The sequence below is a fragment of the Kosakonia sp. BYX6 genome (assembly GCF_038449125.1).
In the GTDB taxonomy this organism is placed as follows: domain Bacteria; phylum Pseudomonadota; class Gammaproteobacteria; order Enterobacterales; family Enterobacteriaceae; genus Kosakonia; species Kosakonia calanthes.
The window spans coordinates 2,741,811-2,765,161 of sequence record NZ_CP151800.1 but is presented as its reverse complement, the minus strand read 5'-3'; the positions used below and the strand labels follow the sequence as shown (position 1 = coordinate 2,765,161).

21 protein-coding genes are annotated in these 23,351 nt (G+C 54.2%); 8 read left to right on the top strand and 13 right to left on the bottom strand.

Annotated features, from left to right (window positions below):
• Positions 1–14: 14 nt before the first annotated feature.
• Positions 15–917 carry a dihydrodipicolinate synthase family protein gene (locus AAEY27_RS12960; RefSeq protein WP_342320985.1) on the bottom strand — a complete coding sequence of 301 codons (903 nt, stop codon included), beginning with the start codon at positions 915–917 and terminating at the stop codon, positions 15–17.
• A gap of 71 nt (positions 918–988) precedes the next feature.
• Positions 989–2,164, bottom strand: a complete 1,176-nt coding sequence (locus AAEY27_RS12955; RefSeq protein ID WP_342320984.1) for an enolase C-terminal domain-like protein — start codon at positions 2,162–2,164, stop codon at positions 989–991.
• A 383-nt stretch (positions 2,165–2,547) separates the two neighbouring features.
• Between AAEY27_RS12955 and AAEY27_RS12950 the strand changes: the two genes are divergently transcribed.
• Positions 2,548–3,423 carry a LysR family transcriptional regulator gene (locus tag AAEY27_RS12950; RefSeq protein ID WP_342325571.1) on the top strand — a complete coding sequence of 292 codons (876 nt, stop codon included), beginning with the start codon at positions 2,548–2,550 and terminating at the stop codon, positions 3,421–3,423.
• A gap of 10 nt (positions 3,424–3,433) precedes the next feature.
• Here AAEY27_RS12950 and AAEY27_RS12945 read toward each other — a convergent pair whose 3' ends face one another.
• The 4 genes from AAEY27_RS12945 to yeaG all read right to left on the bottom strand — a co-directional run bounded on the left by AAEY27_RS12945 (position 3,434) and on the right by yeaG (position 8,197).
• On the bottom strand, positions 3,434–3,931 hold the full coding sequence (locus AAEY27_RS12945; protein ID WP_342320982.1) for a YbaK/prolyl-tRNA synthetase associated domain-containing protein: 498 nt from the start codon (positions 3,929–3,931) through the stop codon (positions 3,434–3,436).
• A 125-nt stretch (positions 3,932–4,056) separates the two neighbouring features.
• On the bottom strand, positions 4,057–4,686 hold the full coding sequence (locus tag AAEY27_RS12940) for a class I SAM-dependent methyltransferase (protein ID WP_342320981.1): 630 nt from the start codon (positions 4,684–4,686) through the stop codon (positions 4,057–4,059).
• A gap of 227 nt (positions 4,687–4,913) precedes the next feature.
• Entirely contained in the window at positions 4,914–6,197 is a 1,284-nt protein-coding gene (locus AAEY27_RS12935; RefSeq protein ID WP_342320980.1) for a YeaH/YhbH family protein, read from the bottom strand.
• Positions 6,198–6,262: 65 nt separating this feature from the next.
• Entirely contained in the window at positions 6,263–8,197 is a 1,935-nt protein-coding gene (gene yeaG / locus AAEY27_RS12930; protein ID WP_342320978.1) for a protein kinase YeaG, read from the bottom strand.
• 432 nt (positions 8,198–8,629) lie between these two features.
• On the opposite strand from yeaG, the gene AAEY27_RS12925 reads away from it, so the two are divergent.
• Complete coding sequence (locus AAEY27_RS12925) at positions 8,630–9,379, top strand: MipA/OmpV family protein (RefSeq protein ID WP_342320976.1); 750 nt, start codon at positions 8,630–8,632, stop codon at positions 9,377–9,379.
• 91 nt (positions 9,380–9,470) lie between these two features.
• Complete coding sequence (locus tag AAEY27_RS12920; RefSeq protein WP_342320975.1) at positions 9,471–10,328, top strand: aldo/keto reductase; 858 nt, start codon at positions 9,471–9,473, stop codon at positions 10,326–10,328.
• Positions 10,329–10,373: 45 nt separating this feature from the next.
• Here AAEY27_RS12920 and AAEY27_RS12915 read toward each other — a convergent pair whose 3' ends face one another.
• Together AAEY27_RS12915 and gapA are read right to left on the bottom strand one after the other, a co-directional pair.
• A complete protein-coding gene (locus AAEY27_RS12915; RefSeq protein WP_342320974.1) occupies positions 10,374–11,258 on the bottom strand; it encodes a D-hexose-6-phosphate mutarotase in 885 nt (294 codons plus the stop codon).
• A gap of 76 nt (positions 11,259–11,334) precedes the next feature.
• Positions 11,335–12,330: a glyceraldehyde-3-phosphate dehydrogenase gene (gapA, locus tag AAEY27_RS12910; protein WP_342320973.1), complete on the bottom strand. Its 996-nt coding sequence runs from the start codon at positions 12,328–12,330 to the stop codon at positions 11,335–11,337.
• Positions 12,331–12,673: 343 nt separating this feature from the next.
• Here gapA and msrB point away from each other — a divergent pair, with 343 nt between their 5' ends.
• Both msrB and AAEY27_RS12900 read left to right on the top strand, forming a co-directional pair.
• Positions 12,674–13,087 (top strand): peptide-methionine (R)-S-oxide reductase MsrB, encoded by a 414-nt coding sequence (gene msrB, locus AAEY27_RS12905; protein ID WP_342320972.1) that lies wholly within the window; start codon positions 12,674–12,676, stop codon positions 13,085–13,087.
• 38 nt (positions 13,088–13,125) lie between these two features.
• Positions 13,126–13,401 (top strand): YeaC family protein, encoded by a 276-nt coding sequence (locus AAEY27_RS12900; RefSeq protein WP_342320971.1) that lies wholly within the window; start codon positions 13,126–13,128, stop codon positions 13,399–13,401.
• A 98-nt stretch (positions 13,402–13,499) separates the two neighbouring features.
• Here AAEY27_RS12900 and pncA read toward each other — a convergent pair whose 3' ends face one another.
• From pncA to sppA, 3 genes are all read right to left on the bottom strand, one after another.
• Positions 13,500–14,141: a bifunctional nicotinamidase/pyrazinamidase gene (gene pncA / locus AAEY27_RS12895; protein WP_342320970.1), complete on the bottom strand. Its 642-nt coding sequence runs from the start codon at positions 14,139–14,141 to the stop codon at positions 13,500–13,502.
• 10 nt (positions 14,142–14,151) lie between these two features.
• A complete protein-coding gene (gene ansA / locus AAEY27_RS12890) occupies positions 14,152–15,168 on the bottom strand; it encodes an asparaginase (protein ID WP_342325569.1) in 1,017 nt (338 codons plus the stop codon).
• 63 nt (positions 15,169–15,231) lie between these two features.
• Positions 15,232–17,085, bottom strand: a complete 1,854-nt coding sequence (gene sppA, locus AAEY27_RS12885; RefSeq protein ID WP_342320969.1) for a signal peptide peptidase SppA — start codon at positions 17,083–17,085, stop codon at positions 15,232–15,234.
• A gap of 162 nt (positions 17,086–17,247) precedes the next feature.
• Here sppA and AAEY27_RS12880 point away from each other — a divergent pair, with 162 nt between their 5' ends.
• Entirely contained in the window at positions 17,248–17,799 is a 552-nt protein-coding gene (locus AAEY27_RS12880; protein ID WP_342320967.1) for an NAD(P)H nitroreductase, read from the top strand.
• A gap of 63 nt (positions 17,800–17,862) precedes the next feature.
• On the opposite strand, the gene phoC is transcribed toward AAEY27_RS12880, so the two are convergent.
• Positions 17,863–18,609, bottom strand: coding sequence for an acid phosphatase PhoC (phoC, locus tag AAEY27_RS12875; RefSeq protein ID WP_342320965.1), 747 nt, complete (start codon positions 18,607–18,609; stop codon positions 17,863–17,865).
• Between the two features lie 262 nt (positions 18,610–18,871).
• On the opposite strand from phoC, the gene selD reads away from it, so the two are divergent.
• Entirely contained in the window at positions 18,872–19,915 is a 1,044-nt protein-coding gene (gene selD, locus AAEY27_RS12870) for a selenide, water dikinase SelD (protein ID WP_342320964.1), read from the top strand.
• Positions 19,916–19,919: 4 nt separating this feature from the next.
• A complete protein-coding gene (locus AAEY27_RS12865) occupies positions 19,920–21,857 on the top strand; it encodes a DNA topoisomerase III (RefSeq protein WP_342320962.1) in 1,938 nt (645 codons plus the stop codon).
• Positions 21,858–21,946: 89 nt separating this feature from the next.
• On the opposite strand, the gene gdhA is transcribed toward AAEY27_RS12865, so the two are convergent.
• Positions 21,947–23,290: an NADP-specific glutamate dehydrogenase gene (gene gdhA, locus AAEY27_RS12860; protein ID WP_342320961.1), complete on the bottom strand. Its 1,344-nt coding sequence runs from the start codon at positions 23,288–23,290 to the stop codon at positions 21,947–21,949.
• Positions 23,291–23,351 lie beyond the last annotated feature (61 nt).

The following is a 23,351-nucleotide window of genomic DNA, read 5'->3' as shown; positions in this document are numbered from 1 at the left end:
CAGAAATAAATGGCTTATTGCCCGATAACCGAACCGTACGCCGCAAGCAGACGCGAGCGGATATCTGAAGAAAGCGCGCACAACGGCGGGCGCATCGTTTCCCAGCTTGCATCCTGCGTTTTGTAAGCCAGCAAGGTTTTCACTGCCGGAATGGTGTCTGCCATCCCCACGACTTGCCGCAGGCGGCTCAGTTGCTCCTGCGCAGCCAGCCCGTCGGCATTGTCATAGTTACGATAGATAAACGCCGTCAAAGACGAGGCGATGTTGGTGGTCGCGGTGATACAACCCGCCGCACCGGCTTGCATCACCTGCGCGAAGGTGGCGTCGGCGCCGGAGTAAACCTCGAAGCCCTCGGTGGAAAAACGCTCGATGTAAGCCACGGTATTGGCGAAATTGCCGCTGCTGTCTTTAATGCCCTGAAAAACGCCAGGATGGCGCGTTCTCAAGCGGTCAATCAGATCCAGCGTGATGGGAATCGTGCTCTGCTGCGGGAAGTGATAAAAATAGAGTTTCACGTCACCACCGACTGCCTCGGCAACCGCGCTGTAAAAGGCGAACAACCCCTCTTGCGACGGCGCTTTGTAGTAAAAAGGCGGCAGCAGCAAAACACCGGGGCTGCCTAATTTTGCGGCGTGGCGCGTTAAACGAATGGTGGTCGGCAGGTCGCAGGCGCTGGTGCCCGGCAACATTTTTCCCGGAGAAATGCCGCTGTTGACCAACTGCTCCAGCAGTGTTTCCCGCTCGTCGGCGCTCAGCGAGTGGGTTTCGGACGTGGTGCCGAGCACTGCAAGGCTGTCGCAGCCGTTGTTCAGTAAAAAGTGACAATGGGCGATCGTTTTATCGTAATTGAGCGTGAAATCGGCATTGTAAGAGGTGACAGCCGCCGCGTTCACCCCGGCGTAAAGTGCGTTTTGCATGTTCTTTTCCTTACCGCCAGCCGTCTGCTCGGTTGGCGGAATCGGGTTTGTGTAGGGTAGCCCGTCGAGTTTTATTTTTTGCCAAACACGAAACGGTTGGTGGCGTGGTAATTCAGCCAATCCCAGTCGTAAGTGACGCCGAGGCCCGGGCCGTCCGGCACAGTGACGCAGCCGTTTTCGTCAATCGAGTCCAGCTCATCCTGGTAACCACAGGCGTAGCACGGCGGCAGGATGTTTTTCAGTTTCGGCCCGACTTCCGCCATTTCGTAGAAATTGGTATTGCGGATGCTGGCCATCAACTGGCGATGTGCCGGGCCTGGCGCGTGGATTTCCACATCCAGCCCGAAGGCTTCCGCCATGTGCGCGGTTTTCAGCGCGCCAGTGATGCCCATGTCATATTCCGGATCGACACGCACAAAGTCGGTGCCGCCCGCCATAATAAAGTCGCACTTCGCTTCCAGCGCACGCACATGCTCGGTGATGAGCAGCGGCGTTTTGATCATCGAGCGCAGTTTTTTGTGCGAGAAGGCGGAAAGCGAGTTATCGCGATAGGGATCTTCGTACCAGAAGAAGTTGGCGTCATCGCAGGCGCGGCCGACATACAGCGCGTCGGCAAAGGTTTTCAGATCGGAGGCGGCGTCGTACATCAGTTTCATCTTGTCGCTCAGCGCATCGCCGAGTGCCAGTACCAGTGACGCTTCTTTGCGCGCATCGCCGTCGAACCAGCCGTGATGTTTAAACGCGCGATAGCCCATGTCGTAACAGTGCTTCGCAAAGTCCACGAAGGCTTCATTGCTGTTGAGCATGCCGTCATCGCCGTGGTAGGTGCTGGCATAAGTCGGCAATTTATTGCGGTACTGACCAATCATTTTTGAGATGGATTTGCCCGCCTGTTTCCCGGCCAGATCCCACAGCACGATGTCCACCGGGCCTTGCCCCATGTGATCCATATGACACAAGCGGCGGTTCCACTCGGTGTAGAACGCTTCGCGCTGATCGGAATCGCGGCCTGGCAGATCGCTTGCCAGCATCAATGTTTGCGCCAGTGCCGGGCGGGTACCGCCCCACAGCGCGATATATTCGCCGCGCGAACCGTCGTCACACTCCACAACGATGGCGTATTTGGATAGGGAAAGCGTTGAACCTTCAACATAACCCACATGGTTATGCGCATGGGTAAATGAAGATCCCATGTCTTTCACATCGTATTTAAAGTCAATCACTTCTACACGTTCAATAATCGGCATTCTCTCTCTCCTGGAAATAAACGTTATTCACTTTTTGGGGCTGAATAACATGACGCAACGGATGACATGTAGAATGAGTTTGTTCTTATCGGGCGTCCATTTTAGAGAGAGTATTGCCTGATACCTAAAAGGTATCAGGCGCGGTGCGCTTTTTTTACAGAGTTAACGCTAGCCCACAGAATGGAAAGTTTCCAGTAAAATGAAAGTTAATTAATTTGTTGATAATTAATGATTTTTAAGTGATTTTGTACCCAATTCAAAACCTGCGTAAAGCAGCGAATTTTTATGATATCTATCACATAAATACTGATACCTTTTTGCCAGCTGGAAAAAGTTTATGCACAGTCTGGGGAGTTCATCACATTATTAAGCGCCCATTGCCGATGTTGAATATTAATCAGGTGAGATGTTTTATCGCCGTGGCGACAGAGTTAAGTTTTCGCCGCGCTGCGCAGTCATTAAATATGAGTCAGCCGCCATTAACGCGGCAAATACAACTGCTGGAGCAGCATTTAAATATTACGTTGCTTAATCGGGATAAACGCAGCGTGACATTGACCACCGCGGGCAAAGCGTTTTATCAGGAAGCGTCGGATTTGATGAAGCATATTCACCAAATCGAGCAATACACCCGCCGTGTCGCCAGCGGGGAAGTGGGTTCTGTGGCGATCGGTTTTGTGCCGAACGCCTTCTATCAATATTTACCGGAAATATTGGTGCGGCTGCGCGATGAGTTTCCATTTATTAATATTTCCCTGCAACAAACCAACACGTTTCAGCAAGTGGAAGCGGTAATTAATCATCAAATTGATTTGGGGATCGTGCGGATTATTCCCGAGAATAACGCGCTGGAAAGCGCGTTGTGCATTGATGAAACCTTTGTGGCGGCGGTGCCGCGCCAGCATGCGCTGGCAAACCGTGAGGCATTAACGCTGGAAGATTTCGATAATCAACCGGTGATTATGTATTCCATCTCCTGGAAACCATTTTTCGATTTGCTGACCCATGCGTTTGATGTCGCCGGCGCCAAGCCGAATTACGTGCAGTATGAATCCAACACGGTGAATATTCTTTCGCTGGTCAATGTCGGTTTGGGCGCGGCCATTGTGCCGCAAAGCGCCGCGACCTTTAAATTCGACAATGTGGTTTATCTGCCGCTGATGACCGCACAACGCTTAGCCAATCGCATGTATTTTATCTGGCGCAAAGATAATGAGAATGAAGCTTTTCATCTGGTTAAAAACCGCATTCTCAACTAATCAGGGCCGGTTATAAACGGCGGAAATCAACGAATTCAGGCTGCGCAATCCGCAAATAGTCGCGGGTGTTCATGATGACGGATTTCTCCAGCAGCCCGGCGTTAAAGGCGATATCGTCAAAACGCTGAAACAGCACCGGGTCGGCAACCAGTTGCAATTCTGGATGGAAGCTAAAAGGCGGGATCGCGCCGAAGACGCAGGCGGTTAGGTTTTCCACTTCCGCCGGGCTTGCCAGCGAGGCTTTCAGCCCGCCAAAGTGCTGGGCTAAGCGGGTGAGATCGGCTTGTAAATCGGCGGCGAGGATCGCCAGCACATGCTTTTTCACGCCGTTTCCTTTGATCTTACAAACCAGCGCTTTCGCACCCTGGCCGAGCGCGGTGCCGCGAATTTCACTCACTTCTTCACATTTGCCGATGGGCTCATGTTCCACCACGCGAAAATGCGCGTCTTGTTGTTCAAGCAGGGTTAACAGATGCTGGTGGATATTGCGGCTGGCAATTTCAGACATGTTCTCTCCCGATGCATTATTGAACATTAAGAATAATCCACACAGCAGAGGATGAACATAAAAAAGCCGCCCGATTGGGCGGCGAAAAAATACAAGCACTACAAACAACGTTTTTGTGTGTACTGTTATCTTTTTTGCAAAAGGTAGCTGTTTTCAAAGCCCGGAACGCTACCAATGACATCGAACCCGTTAAAGAAGCCGCCTGCACGCAGCAGATCGACTGCGGGACCGACTTCCGGAGAGTAGGTAAAGTCTCGATAGTCATCAAATACGATAAACCCACCGCTGACCACGGTCGGTGAATAAAGCAGGAAGTCTGCCAGAACATGCTGTTTCAGGTGGCCGCCATCGATATGCAGCAGAATGGTTTTCGGCTCAAGCGCCATGACGCGCTCAATGCTGCGCTCGGAATAACCACGCACCAGCGTCACTTCCGGGAAAATATGTTGGTGATAAAACTCAAGTTCCAGTTGCTGGTTCGCCAGCTCCATCGGATCGATGCTGATAATGCGACGTTTGCGCTCGCAAATGTTATTCATAAAGGCGCTGGATTTTCCTTTCCAGACACCAATTTCAATAATATCGCCCGCCGCATTGGCGTTATTCACTAACCAGCACAGGTAGCCCAACAGTTTCACATGGTCATGAAAGGAGATTTCGCGGCGCGGCATCGCTTTTTCAGGCGGTAAAATGGCCTGCGTCTGGATAAAGGTTTCTCCCAAATCGTCCCAGACTTTATCGATTATTTGGTTCATGTCCGGATCTTGAAGAAATACTTTTAAGTCATTGAGGTCGATCATGCTGCGTGTTCCTGCCCCGGTCTCTTAATGCGGCGTCATGGTTGGTATGTCTTCACTGTGCCACATTAATTTTCAGGCTAGGCGCGAAATAGCCGCGTTTTTGTGGGGTAATTCGCTGCTTAGCAAAGCCAGTTGGGGAAGGGGATAAAGCAGCCGGGAAGAGGGTTCCCGGCTGCAGAAGGTTAGCTGTTGGAGGTGGCACTCTGCTTGTGGAACAGCTCGCGGAATACCGGGTAAATATCTTCCTGGTCTCGAATGTGCTGAATAGCGAAATTATCGAACATCGTTTGCAGATGCTCGTACTCGCGCCAAAGCGTTTGATGCGCCCGGCGGGTTATCTCGATATAGCTGTAATAACGCACCACTGGCAGGATTTTCTTCGCCAGGATCTCGTGACACAGCGGTGAGTCGTCCGCCCAGTTATCACCATCTGACGCCTGCGCCGCGTAAATATTCCACTGCGCCGGGTCATAACGCTCTTTCACCACTTCATCCATCAGTTTCAGGGCGCTGGAAACAATCGTGCCGCCGGTTTCCTGCGAGTAGAAGAACTCATGTTCATCCACTTCTTTTGCCTGGGTGTGATGGCGAATATAAACCACCTCGACGTTTTTATAGGTCCGGCTCAGGAACAGGTAAAGCAGGATGTAAAAACGTTTGGCCATATCTTTGGTGGCCTGGTCCATGGAACCGGAGACGTCCATCAGGCAGAACATCACCGCCTGGCTGGAGGGTTCCGGGCGTTTCTCATAATTTTTGTAGCGTAAGTCAAAGGTGTCGATAAACGGTACACGCTCGATTTTCGCACGCAGTTCCGCAATCTCTTTGCGTAAACGCTCCTCTTCAAGTAGCTGCGCGGGTTCACTTTTGACAACCGTTTCGAGGCTGCTTTCCAGTTCGCGCAGTTCGCGGCGTTTACCGGCCGTCATGGCGGTGCGGCGCGCGAGTGAATTTTGCAATGAACGGACAACGCTGATGTTCGCCGGTACGCCGTTGGCGGTGTAACCGGCGCGGTGCGTTTTAAATTCATTCATCTGCCGTTGCTGATTTTTCTTCAGGTTGGGCAGTGCCAAATCCTCGAAAAGCAAATCGAGATATTCATCTTTGGAGATCTGGAAAACGAACTCATCCTGGCCTTCGCCGTCAGGGCTGGCTTCGCCCTGGCCGCTGCCTCCGCCGCCACCGCCGCCTTGCGGGCGTTCGATACGGTCGTTTTGCACAAAATGGTCATTCCCCGGATGAACACGATGGCGCAAACCGCCGCGCCCCTGATGAAACATCGGTTCGCTGATATCTTCCGAAGGGATAGAGACGGACTCGCCGTTCTCCACGTCGGTGACCGATCGTTTATTGATCGCCTCGGAAATGGACTGCTTAATTTGCGCTTTATAACGGCGTAAAAATCGCTGGCGGTTAACCGTGCTTTTATTTTTGCCGTTCAGACGCCGGTCAATGAACCAGGTCATAGTTCCCTCCCGCTGCGTATGCCAACTTTACAACAGGCCGCGCATGAGGCGCGGCCAGCGTGTTGTTATGATGATTTACGGACACGCAGATACCATTCGCACAGCAGGCGAACCTGCTTGCGGGTGTAGCCTTTCTCCATCATACGATCCACAAAGTCGTCATGCTTTTTCTGCTCGTCGGTAGAGGTTTTGGCGTTAAACGAAATAACCGGCAACAACTCTTCAGTGTTCGAGAACATTTTCTTCTCGATAACCGTGCGCAGTTTTTCGTAGCTGGTCCAGTTCGGGTTGCGGCCGTTGTTGTTAGCGCGGGCGCGCAGCACGAAGTTGACGATTTCATTTCGGAAATCTTTCGGGTTACTGATCCCGGCCGGTTTCTCGATTTTTTCCAGTTCCGCGTTCAGGGATTCACGGTCAAACAGCTGGCCGGTATCCGGGTCGCGGTACTCTTGATCCTGAATCCAGAAATCCGCATAGGTGACATAACGATCGAAGATGTTTTGCCCATATTCGGAATAGGATTCCAGATACGCCGTCTGGATCTCTTTGCCGATAAATTCGGCGTATTTCGGAATCAAATAGCCTTTGAGGAATTCCAGGTAACGTTCTGCCAGTTCCTGTGGGAACTGTTCGCGCTCAATTTGCTGCTCCAGTACATAGAAGAGGTGCACCGGGTTAGCCGCCACTTCAACATGGTCGAAGTTGAACACACGCGAGAGGATCTTAAAGGCGAAACGCGTCGACAGCCCGTTCATCCCTTCGTCAACACCGGCGTAATCGCGATACTCCTGATAGGACTTCGCTTTCGGATCGGTATCTTTCAGGCTTTCACCGTCGTAAACGCGCATTTTTGAGTACACGCTGGAGTTTTCCGGCTCTTTCAGGCGCGACAAAATGGAGAAACGTGCCAGCGTTTCCAGGGTGCCAGGCGCGCATGGCGCGTGGGACAGCTCGGAGTGGTTAAGCAGTTTTTCGTAAATTTTCATCTCTTCCGAGATGCGTAAGCAATAAGGCACCTTGACGATATAAACACGGTCGAGAAACGCCTCATTGTTTTTGTTATTGCGGAACTGTACCCATTCCGATTCGTTCGAGTGGGCAAGAATAATGCCGTTAAAAGGCAGGGCGGAGATCCCTTCGGTCCCGTTGTAGTTCCCTTCCTGCGTGGCGGTCAGCAGGGGGTGCAGCACCTTAATCGGCGCTTTGAACATTTCGACGAACTCCATGACACCCTGGTTGGCGCGGCACAGTGCGCCGGAGTAACCGTAAGCGTCAGGATCGTTTTGCGCGTGGTTTTCCAGTTTGCGGATGTCCACTTTCCCGACCAGCGCGGAAATGTCCTGGTTGTTCTCATCGCCTGGTTCGGTTTTGGCAATCGCGATTTGTTCGAGAATCGACGGCCAGACTTTCACCACGCGGAATTTGCTGATGTCGCCGCCGAAGTCATGCAGACGTTTTGCGGCCCACGGCGACATAATGGTGCCGAGATAGCGGCGCGGAACGTTGTATTCCTTTTCAAGGATCTGCGCATCTTCCTGCGGGTTGAACAGGCACAGCGGATGATCGTTGACCGGGCTGCGTTCGCCATTGGCGCTCAGCACATAAATAGGCACCCGCTGCATTAATGATTTCAGCCGTTCAGCGAGGGAGGATTTACCGCCGCCGACCGGGCCGAGTAAATAAAGGATCTGTTTCTTTTCTTCAAGACCCTGCGCGGCGTGCTTGAGATAAGAGACGATCTGTTCGATAGCCTCCTCCATACCATAGAATTCTTCAAACGCCGGATAGCGTCCGATAACACGGTTCGAAAAGAGACGGGAAAGCCGTGGCTCCTGGGCAGTGTCGACCATCACTGGTTCACCGATGGCCATTAATAGCCTTTCTGCCGCGTTAGCATAGGCACTGCGATCTTGCTTACAAATAGCAAGAAACTCCTGCAGTGTGAACTCTTCGTCCTTGGCAGCTTCGTAGCGCTGGCGATAGTGATCGAATATATTCATGGCATGCCGTCCTTTCGTTTTTTAGCACAGGTTAAGAGCCGTTCATATGAATAGTGGAGGCTCCCGGAAGCGTTCACTGAACGGCGCTAAAACTCATACAGCAACCCTCATGCCAGGTTGCATGTCGAAAATCACGCGCGGGTCAGAAAAATCATCTTCTTAATTTAAGCGTAGATGGCTTTGCAAAACTTGCATGCTGGCAAAAACCAATTTCAATGACATATCAATAACTCATCCAAAAATTCCTGCTTTTGAGATAAGGCTTTGGCTGCGTTGTCTTCTGTCGGTCATCGAAACGTAAGCTGCCTGTCATTTAACGCACGTAATGTGAAAGGTTTAATTTTGTAATGCTTAGGTAAAAAAATTTGGGTAGGATGCGGAGGACGGTTAAACTTCATGCGCCAATTATTTGACTACAGGAAAGAAAGGACTGTGACCAAATTCAAACTCCTGGCACTGGGCGTGCTAACTGCGACTTCCGCCTTTGCGGCCAATGCAGAAAATACCTTTTCTCTCGGCGCAGGTGTCGGTGTCGTAGAGTCCCCCTATAAAGAGTACGACACGCGTGTTCTGCCGATCCCGGTCGTGACCTATGAAAGCGATAACTTCTGGTTTCGCGGCATAGGCGGTGGTTACTACCTGTGGAATGACGAAGCAGACAAGTTATCCATCACCGCGTTCTACTCCCCGTGGCAGTTCAAACCGAAAGACAGCGATGACAATCAACTTCGCCAACTGGATCGCCGCAAAGCGACCGCGATGGCAGGTCTGAGCTACATCCATAATACGGCGCAGTATGGTTTTCTGCGTACCACCCTCGCGGGTGACGTGCTGGACAACAGCAACGGTGTCATGTGGGATATCGCATGGCTTTACAACTACATCAACGGCGGGCTGAGCGTAACGCCTGGCCTCGGCGTTGAATGGAGCAGCGACAACCAGAACGAATATTACTATGGCGTGTCGGGTAAGGAATCTCGCCGCAGTGGCTTGCGCACCTACGATCCGGATAGCAGCTGGAACCCGTATCTGGAATTGAGCGTCAGCTACCGTTTGACCAGCAACTGGAGCGTTTACGGCACGGGCCGTTATACGCGTCTGTCGGATGAAGTTAAAGACAGCCCGATGGTGGATAAATCCTGGTCAGGTCTGCTCTCTACCGGTGTGACTTACCGCTTCTGATTGGGCACTTGAATAGTGCAATCTGTGCAATAAAACAGGGCCGTTGGCCCTGTTTTGCTTTACGGTGGTGCATTTAGCTCGGGAGGAAGAGATGGCAGACAAACACGTAGTCTTTGCAGGTCAGGCAAAACAGCCTGCTATCGGCCAGGGCACCTGGTACATGGGTGAAAACGCGCGGACGCGGCAAAAAGAGGTGGATGCACTACGCGCGGGCATTGAGCTTGGGCTGACCCTGATCGATACCGCAGAAATGTATGCCGATGGCGGAGCGGAAGAAGTTGTCGGTGAGGCGTTACAGGGCGGGTTTCGCGATAAAGCGTTTCTCGTTTCCAAAGTTTACCCGTGGAATGCCGGGGGCAAAAAGGCCATCGCCGCGTGCGAAGCCAGCCTGCGCCGCCTGAAAACCGATGTTCTCGATCTCTATTTATTGCACTGGCGTGGTAACTTTTCGCTCGCCGAAACCGTGGATGTGATGGAAACGCTGATCCAGCAGGGCAAAATCCGCCGCTGGGGAGTGTCGAATCTCGATCTCAGCGATATGCAGGAGCTGATGCATGTCAGCGGCGGTGAAGCCTGTGCCACCGACCAGGTGCTGTACCATCTTGCCTCGCGCGGTATTGAATACGATCTCTTGCCGTGGTGCCAACAACAGGCAATGCCAGTAATGGCGTATTGCCCGCTGGCGCAGGCGGGCCGTTTGCGCGATGGCTTGCTGGAAAATAGCGTTGTGCAGGATATCGCCAATGCCCACGGCGCCAGCGCGGCGCAGATTTTACTGGCTTGGGTGATTCGTCAACAGGGTGTGATGGCGATTCCAAAAGCCTCGAGCGTGGCGCATGTGCAGGAAAACGCGGCGGCGCTGAACATTATGCTCAGCAGCGAGGATTTAGCACGGCTGGATAGCGCCTGGCCGGCACCGAACCGTAAAATACCGCTCGATATGCAGTAATGCGCGGTGAAACCCTCTCCCGGCGGGAGAGGGCAGGCGGGACAATCAGCGTTTCACGACGCGGATGGTCTGAGCCAGGCGGGACGGTTTCTCTGCGCTGGCTTTTTGCGGCACGGTCGCGTTGACCGATTCGACACATACAAACGTTTTGTACCCGTCATCCGGCATGTCAGCCATGCTGACGGAAAGCGCCGGGCCGGGGTTCCAGGCCACGACGTTCGCGTTATGGCTGTGGATCACTTCAATTGCGCGGTGCAAATCCGCGTCATGGATCAGGCTGCATGCTTCTGCGTTCAGATAGACGCGATCGGTGCGATCCGGGAAGGTCTGCACGCCATCGGCCAGCACATCTTCTTTCGCATCGTTTACTTTATCGATAAAGCGATCGCCCAGGCCGCTCACTTTCACCGCGGCAATATCACCAACGTTGAAATAGGTATGCAGCGCAGAAGTGGTTTCAAATTCGCCGTGCGCTTCCAGTTCCATTTCGCAAGTTGCGCCCAGTTTGTAACGCGCATACAGCGTGAAATCATGCGGCCAGTACTGGCGTGATGCCTCGCTGCTTTGCAGTTCAAAGGTCAACACAACGCCATTCACATCTTCATTATGCGCTTTCAGCGTCCATGGCAGATTACGGGCAAAACCATGCGCCGGCAGGCCTTGCTGTTTCGCCGGGCCAAACCACGGCCAGCAAACCGGCACGCCGCCGCGCAGCGCGACACCGTCTTTAAACGGCGTATTGCCGCTGAGCCACAGAACCTCTTCTTCACCCTGCGGTTTCCAGGAGAGCAGGTGCGCGCCCTGGAAAGCGAATGACGCTTTAACCTGCGGATGGTCAACGACCAGCAGATCCAGCTCATCCAGTTTGCGGCGGGAGAGTGTGGGAGTAATTTGTTCGACTACCGGAAGTGCAAAAATTTTCTTAATCATTAACGCAATCCTCTGTCTTCAAAACAAAAAAAAGAGCGACCGAAGTCGCTCTTATAGATCATGTTCTCATCTCAACTTATTTGGAGATGTGAGCGATCAGGTCCAGAACTTTGTTGGAGTAACCCGTTTCGTTGTCGTACCAGGAAACCAGTTTCACGAAGTTGTCGTTCAGTGCGATACCTGCTTTAGCATCGAACACGGAAGTGCAAACTTCACCGTTGAAATCGGTAGAAACAACGTCGTCTTCGGTGTAACCCAGAACGCCTTTCATCGCGCCTTCAGAAGCGGCTTTGATGGCTTTCTTGATCTCTTCGTAGGACGCTGCTTTTTCCAGACGTACGGTCAGGTCAACAACAGATACGTTCGGAGTCGGAACGCGGAACGCCATACCAGTCAGTTTGCCGTTCAGTTCCGGCAGTACTTTACCTACAGCTTTAGCTGCACCGGTAGAGGACGGGATGATGTTCTGAGCTGCGCCGCGGCCGCCGCGCCAGTCTTTGTGAGACGGGCCATCAACGGTTTTCTGAGTAGCGGTGGTTGCGTGAACAGTGGTCATCAGACCTTCGATGATACCGAAGTTGTCGTTGATAACTTTAGCCAGCGGAGCCAGGCAGTTGGTGGTGCAGGAAGCGTTGGAAACGATGTCCTGGCCAGCATATTTTTCGAAGTTAGCGCCACGCACGAACATCGGGGTGTTGTCTTTGGACGGACCAGTCAGAACCACTTTTTTCGCGCCAGCGGTGATGTGCTTACGAGCGGTTTCGTCGGTCAGGAAGATACCGGTAGCTTCAGCAACAACGTCAACACCGATTTCGTTCCATTTCAGGTTAGCCGGGTCTTTCTCAGCAGTAACACGGATGGTTTTGCCGTTAACAACCAGGTGGCCGTCTTTCACTTCTACGGTACCGTTGAAACGGCCGTGAGTGGAGTCATACTTCAGCATGTACGCCATGTAATCAGCGTCTAACAGATCGTTGATACCAACGATTTCGATGTCAGAACGTTCCTGAGCAGCACGGAAAACAATGCGACCGATACGGCCAAAACCGTTGATACCTACTTTGATAGTCATATATTCCACCAGCTATTTGTTAGTGAATAAAAGGTTGGCTGTAAAATTACAAAAACCTTACGCAGCGTCAAGCGGAATCGTGTCAATCATTGCGACAAATCAATCCTACGCATATCCATTGTCCGACTGATAAGTCTCACTTTCCTTTTGAGCATGCTCCCCATATCGGGGCGCCGCCCGGAATTTTAAAGGTCGGGCAGGATAAAAATGTGAGACGCATCACAATTCCCCAGCGGGTTAACCGCAACTATTAAGTTTAGAACAAAAGTTCCTCCCTGCGTGTTAATGTTTTGTTAGAATCAGGCTGATAAGTTGTCGAATTTTTACCGCGAGACGTGAGCAAATGGCGAATAATTCCTCTGAAGACGACCTGAAAAAAGATCTGACCGAAATGCAGTTTTACGTGACACAGAATCACGGCACGGAACCGCCTTTCACCGGGCGTCTGCTGCACAACAAGCGTGATGGCGTTTACCACTGCCTGGTGTGTGATGCCGCACTGTTCCATTCACAAACGAAGTATGATTCTGGCTGCGGATGGCCGAGCTTTTTCGAGCCGGTTGGCGAAGACGCGATCCGTTATATCAACGATTATTCTCATGGCATGCAGCGCGTTGAAATCCGCTGCGGGAACTGCGATGCGCATCTCGGACATGTTTTCCCCGACGGCCCGCAACCGACCGGTGAGCGTTATTGCGTCAATTCCGCCTCTCTGAGCTTCACTGATGATGAAAACGGCGATCAGACTCGCGGTTGAAAAATCGATTCAGCTATTATTCCATGGAGTTGAGTAAGATGAATCTTGATCAAATCGTTAACAGCATGACGCCGGAAATTTACCAGCGTCTGGCAACTGCGGTTGAATTAGGAAAATGGCCAGATGGCGTGGCGCTGACGGCAGAGCAAAAAGAGAACAGCTTGCAATTGGTGATGTTGTGGCAGGCGCGCAATAACGAGCAGGCGCAGCATATGACCATCGACACCAACGGCCAGATGGTGATGAAGAGTAAACAGCAGTTGAAGGAAGATTTTGGCATCACGCCAAAACCGATTGCGACGTTTAAATCATAATCATAGAGCCGTAAATGAGCCTGATGGCGGCTTCGCCTTATCAGGCCTACGGTTTTGTAGGCCGGATAAGCGTCAGCGCCATCCGGCAATTCTTGCGACTACACCTGCGTTTCCAGCCAGTCCGCCAGCGTATACAGCGTAGCGCCTGCGGCGGCCATCTCCATAAACGCTTGCGCGCTGTCCTGCGCGTGCAGGTTGACACCGCGGCAACCATCAGTAACCACATTGACCTCGTAGCCCAACTGCAACGCGTCAAGTACGGTGAATTTCACACAATAATCGGTGGCTAAACCCATCACCATTAACTCCCGAACGCCATGCTGCTGCAACCAACCGTTCAGCGCGGTTTCCTGCCGATGGTCGTTATCAAAAAACGCGCTGTAGCTGTCTATCCGCGGGTTTTCGCCTTTGTGAAAAACCGCGTCGATAGCTTGTTGATTCAGTAGCGGATGCAACTGCGCGCCTTCACTATTTTGTATGCAGTGATTCGGCCAAAAGGTCTGCGCCAAGCCGTCCAGCTCGCCGATGACAAACGGTGCGACACCATGCTGGCTGGCGAAGCTGCCGTGATTCGCCGGGTGCCAGTCCTGGCTTGCCAGCACGGCTTCTCCGCGCGTTTTACACCACGCAATCAGGGTATTGGCGACATCAACAGTGCTGTCGCCCTCAGCGACAGCCAGCGCGCCGCCCGCGCAAAAATCATTTTGAATATCAACCAGCAGCAGGGCACGTTGTTTCATGTGCGTTTCCTCATTCATCCGGCGTCAGTTCGCCGCGCAGGTTTTGCGTCATCGCACTGCGAATGGCGTTCGCATCAAGATTCTGGCTTAACAGGTAATGAAGTTTAGTCAGCGTCGCTTCGACCGTCATATCCGCGCCGCCAATCACACCGGCGTGGGCGAGGGCGTTACCGGTGGCATAACCGCCCATATTCACTTTGCCGGACATACACTGCGTCAGGTTGACAACGACGATGCCGCGCGAACTGGCTTCCTGTAACTCTTTGAGAAACTCGCCGTTTTGCGGCGCATTCCCCACACCATACGAGCGCAAAATCAACGCTTTTACCGGCTGGCGCAAGAAGTTGCGTACCACATCGGCGGAAATCCCCGGATAGATAGTCACCACGCCAATCGGCTGCGGTGTGATTGGGTGCACGATCAGTTCGCCCACCGTATGCGGTGCAGGCGGCGTAGCGAGGCGGCGAATATGAATACCGGCTTCCAGCAGCGGCGCAAGATTCGGCGAAGCAAACGCATCGAAACCATCGGCGTGCGCTTTAGTGGTGCGGTTGCCGCGATACAGGCGATTGTTGAAGAACAGCGTGACTTCGTTAATCGGGAAATTCGCCGCCACATACAGCGCATTGAGCAGGTTAATCTGCCCATCAGAACGCAGTTCGGCGAGGGGGATTTGCGAGCCGGTCACAATCACCGGTTTGCCAAGGTTTTCCAGCATAAACGAGAGCGCGGACGCGGTGTACGCCATGGTGTCAGTGCCGTGCAGAATCACAAACCCGTCGTACTCATCGTAATGCGCTTTCACATCATCGGCGATGTGCTGCCAGTCTTCTGGCGTCATATCCGACGAGTCCATCAACGGCGCGTATTCGTGAATGGTGAAGTCAGGCATCTCCGGACGATGGAACTCTGGCATCAGCGCCAACTGGCGTTGCAGATGACCGGAAACCGGCACATAGCCGTGTTCTGAGCGCTGCATACCGATGGTACCGCCGGTGTAGGCAACGTAAATGGATTTCTTTTGCATGGTGTTGTGTTCTGGCTTAATCAAAAAAATCCCCTCCGGTGGAGGGGATACGTAATGATGATGTTAGCGGATATTGGCGCAATTCAGGCATAGTGCGTAACGATTTTGTGGATCGTTAAACACCGCCAGTTTGTCGGTTTCGGCTTTTACTTCCTGCGCCGCGCTCGCCAGCGGAGCAGGCAGATAAGCCTGCAACGCCTGCGGCAACATCGCTTGCACCGAACCAGTCATGCTGTCCATTACACGGTCAAATAAGCTCGGTTCTTCTTCGTAATAATCGATATGCCACTGTTTCAGCTTCGCAAGTTCCGCCGCTTTTGTTACGGCATCGTCGAAATCACCCAGCGCATCGACCAGACCGTTAGTTTTCGCATCCTGCCCGGTCCAGACATGGCCCTGGGCAATCTTATCTACTTGCTCCGGCGTGCTATTGCGAGACTGCGCGACCAACGTGATAAAGCGTTTGTAGCCGTTTTCAATGCTCAGTTGCATCATTTGCTGCACTTCCGTTGGCAGCGCTTTGGTCATGCTGACATCCGCCAGCGGCGACGTTGCAACGCCATCGGTATGCACGCCGATGCTATCAAGGCTGTTTTCCAGCGTATTGATCACGCCGAAAATACCAATTGAACCGGTCAATGTGCCGGCATTGGCGACGATGTAGTTAGCCGGTGTGGAGATCCAGTAACCGCCGGATGCCGCCATGCCACCCATTGATACCACAACCGGTTTGCCTGCCGCTCTGGCCGCCGCCAGTTCGGAGCGGATGATTTCCGACGCGCTGACACTGCCGCCAGGGCTGTTGACGCGCAGCACAATGGCTTTCACTTTATCGTCAAGACGCGCATCGCGGATCTGCGCGGCGGTGGTATCGCCGCCCACATTCCCCGGCGTTTCTTCGCCGTCCATAATCGCGCCGTTGGCGAAGATCACCGCGACAGTGCCGCCGACATCGCTCGGTTTCTTGGTCTGATAATCATAGAAACTGATGGCGCGGAAGTTTTTGTCTTCGTTGCTCCAGCCAAACTGTTTCACCATCGCTTTTTCAGCATCTGCGGCGGAGCCAAGCTCATCGACCAGCTTGTTATCCAGCGCATATTTGGCGGTGTCGCCGTCCACTTTGCGCAGGCCATCGAGCATCGCTTGTGCGCCAGGGAAGACTTGCTGGGCGGTGATCTGGCGGTTAGCGGCGACGGTATTAAGGTAGTTTTGCCACAGCTCGCCAATCCAGCGGCTGTCCGCATCGCGCGCGGCCGGGGACATATCATCGCGGATAAACGGTTCAACGGCGGATTTGTACGTCCCGACGCGGAACACATGGGTGGTGACTTTCAGCTTGTCGAGCAGCGCTTTGTAATACAAACCATTGGTCGCAAAGCCGTGTAGATCGACCACGCCCTGCGGCGACAGCCAAATTTTATTGGCGAAGCTGGCAAGGTAATACTGGCCCTGGCTGTAGTTATCGCCCACGGCATATACCGGTTTGCCGCTGTCGCGGAACTCGCGCAACGCTTTGCCGATGTACTGCATTGACGGTTGATCGGCCCCGGCGAAGTTTTTCAGATCCATCACAATCCCAGTGATATTGCGATCGGCCTGCGCCTGGCGAATGGTTTCGACGATGTCGAACAGTGAGTTTTCCTGTAAGCGGTCAGAACTGGCGCCAAACAGTTGGCGACCCAGCACGCCCAAACGGCCGCTGGTGGAGGTTTTATCGACAACCACACCGGAAATATCCAGCAGCAGCGCGCCGCGACTGTTGTGTTCGGCTTTTCCGTCGCTCAATTGCATCCATACACCGGCCACAACCAGCACCAGCAGGATAAAGAACAGATTTAGCACCAGATTGCGGATGAAGTTCAGCAATCGCCAGCTCCACTTAAAAAAACCGGCAATAATACGCCAAAGGGTTCGCATGTATTCTCCCTGGTAGTTAACGCCCACCGCTGCCCGAGCGGCAAAGTGTGGTTATCCTAATTACCCCGCCGTCACTTGTCAGCAGGAATCGGCTCCGGCGCTGTAACAATTTCTACGCCCGTGTTAATTTTATGAACAAATTCCAATACAGGAGGTTAACTAATGGACGCACTTGAACTGCTCGTCAACCGCCGAAGTGCTTCCCGCCTGGCCGATCCGGCTCCGGCAGGAGAACAACTGGATAACATTTTGCATGCCGGCATGCGTGCGCCGGACCATGGTACCTTGCAGCCGTGGCATTTTTTCGTGATCGAGGGGGAAGGGCGCGAACGTTTTAGCCAGGCGCTGGAGCAAGCTGCTATCGCTGCCGGTCAGGATGAGAAAGGGATTGAGAAAGCGCGGACCTCGCCGTTTCGCGCGCCGCTGATCATCACCGTGGTGGCGAAATGCGAAGAACACCACAAAGTTCCACAATGGGAACAGTTGCTCTCCGCAGGTTGCGCGGTGATGGCGATGCAGATGGCCGCGCTGGCGCAAGGATTTAACGGCATCTGGCGCACTGGCCCGCTGACCAATTCCCCGGCTGTCCGCCAGGCCTTCAACTGCCGCGAGCAGGACCAAATCGTCGGTTTCCTTTACCTCGGCACGCCGCAGTTGAAAGCGTCCACCACCGTCACCGTGCCGGATATCGCGCCGTTCGTGACACGTTTCTGATATCGACATTCAACGCCGCCATCGGGTCATTCACCGGATGGCGACGTTGTCTTATCCCTCAGATTATTTATGCCGTGCGGCGAACTCGTCTTTCGCTTTCTGCAATTGCTGCTGGAACGCAGGATTGGTATGCAGCGTGGCAACCACAGCAGAGCCCACAATGCGCGCGGCGTCCACGTCGCTCTGCCAGTGGTAGCCGCAAATCACCCGGCTTTGGCCGAGATCGAAACCACGTTTGAGGATCTGATCCTGACGCTGCGGATTGATTTCTGCCAGCACCAGCGCGGTGGCCCAGCCGATGGACGTGTGGCCTGACGGATAGGAACCGTTTTTCGCCAGTTCATCCTGCTCTTTGGTATTGCAGGTTGGTACGCCATAAAAGGCGAACGGACGAATGCGCATGTATTTCTGTTTTGCGCCGCGCGTCGCCAGATCGCCCGCATCCTCAATCATATTGGTTAGCAGTTTGTGCAATTGCGGCGCGTCTTTCTCGGTGATCGGCGTACCAAACGCGCTGGAGAACGCATTCGCCACACCGCCGCTGCTCAGGTTGGCGTCTTCGGCGGCCTGCTTGCCACGTTCGGTATTACGCAACATGCGGCCCTGCTCATACATCGCCTGATCATTCAAAAACGCGATGCTGCCCACTTCCGGTGGAGGCGGCAGCAGCGCCAGGCTATCAATGGCCTGAGCGTTTTTCAGGTAGTAGAGATCCGGTTTGGTGGTGGCGTCATTCCCGGCCGGGACAAGGGCAAAAGCGCCCGTGGAGAGCAAGCTGGCAACACAAAATGCGATGAGGCGTTTTTTCATGGAGTTTCCTTAAAGTGTTATGGCGTCCGTAGCCATGATTGGCTGCTGTCATATTCCTGTCATAAATACGTCATGATTACATTGCGGTGAGTCGCAAATTATCCGAAAGGAGTGTTTGTCGGACCAACGCACAGAAATATAACCGCCAGTGATGGGTGTTTCGTTCGCTTAATGAGCAACAGCACGCGAAATCAGATTGTCAGACTTACCACCTCGCGGTTTGGGCGCTACCATAGCGGGATTGCAATGACAGGAGATGTCCATGAGCGAGCAAGCTATTCGTTTAACGCAATACAGCCACGGAGCTGGTTGCGGTTGTAAAATTTCCCCCAAAGTGTTGGATACCATTCTACACAGCGAGCAGGCGAAGTTTCTCGACCCGAACCTGCTTGTCGGCAACGAAACGCGTGATGACGCCGCCGTTTACGATCTCGGTAACGGCACCTGTATTATCAGTACCACCGATTTTTTCATGCCGATTGTCGATAATCCCTTCGATTTTGGTCGTATCGCAGCAACCAACGCCATCAGCGATGTTTTCGCCATGGGCGGTAAACCGATTATGGCGATCGCGATCCTCGGCTGGCCGCTCGACAAATTAGCGCCGGAAATTGCCCGCGACGTGATCGACGGTGGGCGTTTTGCCTGCCAGCAGGCGGGTATTGCGCTGGCTGGCGGCCACTCGATTGACGCGCCGGAGCCGATTTTTGGCCTCGCGGTCACCGGCGTGGTGCCGACCGATCGCGTGAAGAAAAACAGCACCGCACAGGCGGGCTGCAAGCTATTCCTCACCAAGCCGCTCGGTATTGGCGTGTTAACCACCGCAGAGAAAAAATCGCTGCTCAAGCCGGAACACATTGGGCTGGCGACCGAAGTGATGTGCCGGATGAACCTTGCTGGCGCGGCTTTTGCGGGTATTGATGGCGTAAAAGCGATGACCGATGTCACCGGTTTTGGCCTGCTTGGCCATCTTAGCGAGATGTGCCAGGGCGCAGGCGTGCAGGCGCAAATCAGCTATCAGGATGTGCCGAAATTACCGGGCGTCGAAGAGTACATTGCGCAGGGCGCGGTGCCGGGCGGTACGCAGCGTAACTTTGCCAGCTACGGTCACCTGATGGGCGACATGCCGGCGGCCGTGCGCGATCTGCTGTGCGATCCGCAAACCTCTGGCGGCTTGCTGCTGGCGGTGACGCCAGAGGCGGAAACCGAAGTGAAAGCGACGGCGGCGCAATTCGATATCGAACTGAGCGCGATTGGTGAATTGGTCACCGCGCGCGGCGGTCGCCCGATGATCGAGATCCGTTAATTCGATGCGGTTATTTATTGCCGAAAAGCCCAGTCTGGCGCGCGCCATTGCCGATGTGTTGCCGAAACCGCATCGCAGAGGCGATGGCTATATTGAGTGCGGGAATGGCCAGGTGGTGACCTGGTGCATTGGCCACTTGCTGGAACAGGCGCAGCCGGATGCCTATGACAGCCGCTATGCGCGCTGGAATTTGGCGGATTTGCCGATTGTGCCGGAAAAATGGCAATTGCAGCCGCGCCCGTCGGTGCTCAAGCAGATCAACGTCATTAAACGCCTGCTCGCCGACGCGGAGCAGGTGGTGCACGCCGGTGACCCGGATCGCGAAGGGCAGCTATTGGTAGATGAAGTGATCGACTATCTACAACTGCCTGCGGAAAAGCGCCAGCAGGTGCAACGCTGCCTGATTAACGATCTCAACCCGCAGGCGGTCGAACGGGCGATTGAACGTCTGCGCGCCAACAGCGAGTTTATTCCACTCTGCGTGTCGGCGCTGGCGCGCGCCCGCGCTGACTGGCTATACGGCATCAATATGACCCGCGCGTACACCTTGCTTGGGCGCAACGCCGGGTATCAAGGCGTGCTCTCCGTTGGCCGCGTTCAGACGCCGGTGTTGGGGCTGGTGGTGCGTCGCGACGAAGAAATTGAGAACTTCGTGTCGAAGGATTTCTTCGAAGTTAAAGCGCATATCGTGACCCCGGCCGGAGAGCGTTTCACCGCGCTGTGGCAGCCGAGCGATGCGTGCGAACCGTATCAGGATGAAGAAGGGCGTTTGTTGCATCGCCCGCTGGCGGAGCATGTGGTTAACCGCATCAGCGGTCAGCCCGCCATCGTCACGGCGTATAACGATAAACGGGAATCAGAACTGGCGCCGCTGCCGTTTTCGCTCTCTTCATTGCAAATCGAGGCGGCAAAGCGGTTTGGCCTTAGCGCGCAGAACGTGCTGGATATCTGCCAGAAGCTCTATGAAACCCACAAACTGATTACCTATCCGCGTTCGGATTGTCGCTATCTGCCGGAAGAGCACTTCGCCGGGCGACATGCGGTGTTGAACGCCATTAGCGCACACGCGGCGGATTTACTGCCGCAGCCGGTGGTCAATCCGGATACGCGCAACCGCTGCTGGGATGATAAAAAAGTCGATGCGCATCACGCCATTATCCCGACCGCGCGCGCTTCGAAAGTGAATCTCACCGACAACGAAGCCAAAGTGTATAACCTCATTGCTCGCCAATATCTGATGCAATTCTGCCCGGATGCGGTTTTCCGTAAATGCCAGATCGATCTGGATATCGCCAACGGCAAGTTTATCGCCAAAGCGCGTTTTCTGGCGGAAGCGGGCTGGCGCACGTTGTTAGGTTCGAAAGAACGCGATGAAGATAACGATGGCACGCCGCTGCCGGTGGTGGCGAAAGATGACGAGTTACTGTGCGAGAAAGGCGAAGTAGTTGCGCGGCAAACCCAGCCGCCGCGCTATTTCACCGATGCCACGCTGCTGTCCGCGATGACCGGTATCGCGCGGTTTGTGCAGGATAAAGATCTGAAAAAGATCCTGCGCGCCACCGACGGCCTGGGAACGGAAGCGACCCGCGCCGGGATTATCGAACTGCTGTTTAAACGCGGTTTTCTGGTCAAGAAGGGGCGCTATATCCACTCGACGGATCCCGGACGTGCATTGATCCACTCGCTGCCGGAAATGGCGGCGCGACCGGATATGACCGCGCACTGGGAATCGGTGCTGACACAAATCAGCGAAAAGGAGTGTCGTTATCAGGACTTTATGCAGCCGCTGGTCGGCACGCTGCATGAGTTGATCCACCAGGCGCGCAACACGCCGGTGCGGCAGTTCCGCGGGCTGGTGGCACCGGGTGGCGACAAGAAAAAAACATTCGCTAAAGGCCGGGGCAAAAAACGCCCGCCTTCCGCGGAAGCCGCAGCCACGTAGTTTTCGTAGGCCTGATAAGCGAAGCGCCATCAGGCATTGCCGGGGGGCGGCATAAATGCCTTATCCTGCCTACGTTTTACGGTAACGATTTAAATCACGCCTTGGGCCATCATCGCGTCGGCGACTTTGACGAAGCCTGCGATGTTGGCGCCGCGCACATAGTGCGTCTGTTTGCTTTCACCGCCGTATTCGACACAGGCCTGGTGAATATCCAGCATGATGTGGTGCAAACGCGCATCGACTTTTTCCGCTTTCCAGCCCATCCGCGCGGCATTTTGCGCCATCTCCAGCCCGGAGGTTGCTACACCGCCCGCGTTGGCGGCTTTTCCCGGCGCGAACAGCACACCGGCGTCGAGGAACAGTTCCGTCGCCGCAATCGTCGCCGGCATATTCGCGCCTTCGGCAACCGCTTTCACGCCATTGGCGATAAGCACTTGCGCCGCGTCTACATCCAGCTCATTTTGCGTGGCGCACGGCAGGGCGATATCCACCGGCACTGACCACGGCTGCTTGCCTTCCAGATAGGTCAGACCGAATTCGCGGGCGTAGTCGGCCACGCGACCGTCGCGGCTGGCCTTGATTTCGCACAGACGCGCGAGTTTCTCGGCGGTGAAACCGACCTCATCGACCACGGTTCCGCCAGAGTCGGATGCGGTGACTACGCGCGCGCCAAACGCCATCGCTTTTTCAATCGCGTACTGCGCCACATTCCCCGAACCGGAAACCGCAACGCGCATCCCTTCGAAACCGAGGCCATGGCGTTTAAGCATTGCTTCGGTGAAATAGACCAGGCCATAGCCGGTCGCTTCCGGGCGAATCAGGCTGCCGCCAAACGACAACCCTTTACCGGTAAAGACGCAGGCAGTGTTATTGGAGAGTTTTTTCATCATTCCGGCCATAAAGCCCACTTCCCGTGCGCCGACACCGATATCCCCGGCCGGGACGTCCGTGTCTGCACCCAGATGACGGTAAAGTTCGGTGATCAGCGCCTGGCAGAAGCGCATCACTTCGCCATCGCTTTTGCCTTTCGGATCGAAATCGCTGCCGCCTTTGCCACCGCCCATCGGCAGTGTGGTCAGCGCGTTTTTAAAAGTTTGCTCAAAACCGAGGAATTTCAGAATCGATAAATTCACCGACGGGTGAAAACGCATGCCGCCTTTGTACGGGCCAATCGCGGAGCTGAACTGCACGCGCCAGGCGCGGTTAACCTGCACTTGATTGCGGTCATCGACCCAGGCGACGCGAAACTGAATCACGCGCTCCGGTTCGATCAGCCGTTCAAGCAGTGAAAGCTGGCGATAACGCGGGTTGGCTTCAAGAAACGGCCAGAGGGTGGTCATCACCTCACGAACGGCCTGGGAGAACTCCGGCTGGTGCGGATCGCGTTGTTGAACATACGCGAGAAATGCTGCAAGAGAGTGGGTCTGATCCATAGATATAAGTGTCTCTTATTGTGTTGGTGAGTTTTTTTGTGTTTGCAGTGCGCGAAAAACG

Coding starts and splice junctions, on each gene's coding strand:
- AAEY27_RS12920 (WP_342320975.1), top strand. CDS start 9,471: ATGGCAGACAAACACGTAGTCTTTGCAGGTCAGGCAAAACAGCCTGCT.
- gdhA (WP_342320961.1), bottom strand. CDS start 23,290: ATGGATCAGACCCACTCTCTTGCAGCATTTCTCGCGTATGTTCAACAA.
- AAEY27_RS12940 (WP_342320981.1), bottom strand. CDS start 4,686: ATGAACCAAATAATCGATAAAGTCTGGGACGATTTGGGAGAAACCTTT.
- AAEY27_RS12935 (WP_342320980.1), bottom strand. CDS start 6,197: ATGACCTGGTTCATTGACCGGCGTCTGAACGGCAAAAATAAAAGCACG.
- sppA (WP_342320969.1), bottom strand. CDS start 17,085: ATGCGAACCCTTTGGCGTATTATTGCCGGTTTTTTTAAGTGGAGCTGG.
- AAEY27_RS12915 (WP_342320974.1), bottom strand. CDS start 11,258: ATGATTAAGAAAATTTTTGCACTTCCGGTAGTCGAACAAATTACTCCC.
- AAEY27_RS12880 (WP_342320967.1), top strand. CDS start 17,248: ATGGACGCACTTGAACTGCTCGTCAACCGCCGAAGTGCTTCCCGCCTG.
- msrB (WP_342320972.1), top strand. CDS start 12,674: ATGGCGAATAATTCCTCTGAAGACGACCTGAAAAAAGATCTGACCGAA.
- phoC (WP_342320965.1), bottom strand. CDS start 18,609: ATGAAAAAACGCCTCATCGCATTTTGTGTTGCCAGCTTGCTCTCCACG.
- gapA (WP_342320973.1), bottom strand. CDS start 12,330: ATGACTATCAAAGTAGGTATCAACGGTTTTGGCCGTATCGGTCGCATT.
- ansA (WP_342325569.1), bottom strand. CDS start 15,168: ATGCAAAAGAAATCCATTTACGTTGCCTACACCGGCGGTACCATCGGT.
- AAEY27_RS12950 (WP_342325571.1), top strand. CDS start 2,548: ATGTTGAATATTAATCAGGTGAGATGTTTTATCGCCGTGGCGACAGAG.
- yeaG (WP_342320978.1), bottom strand. CDS start 8,197: ATGAATATATTCGATCACTATCGCCAGCGCTACGAAGCTGCCAAGGAC.
- AAEY27_RS12865 (WP_342320962.1), top strand. CDS start 19,920: ATGCGGTTATTTATTGCCGAAAAGCCCAGTCTGGCGCGCGCCATTGCC.
- AAEY27_RS12960 (WP_342320985.1), bottom strand. CDS start 917: ATGCAAAACGCACTTTACGCCGGGGTGAACGCGGCGGCTGTCACCTCT.
- AAEY27_RS12945 (WP_342320982.1), bottom strand. CDS start 3,931: ATGTCTGAAATTGCCAGCCGCAATATCCACCAGCATCTGTTAACCCTG.
- AAEY27_RS12955 (WP_342320984.1), bottom strand. CDS start 2,164: ATGCCGATTATTGAACGTGTAGAAGTGATTGACTTTAAATACGATGTG.
- pncA (WP_342320970.1), bottom strand. CDS start 14,141: ATGAAACAACGTGCCCTGCTGCTGGTTGATATTCAAAATGATTTTTGC.
- AAEY27_RS12900 (WP_342320971.1), top strand. CDS start 13,126: ATGAATCTTGATCAAATCGTTAACAGCATGACGCCGGAAATTTACCAG.
- selD (WP_342320964.1), top strand. CDS start 18,872: ATGAGCGAGCAAGCTATTCGTTTAACGCAATACAGCCACGGAGCTGGT.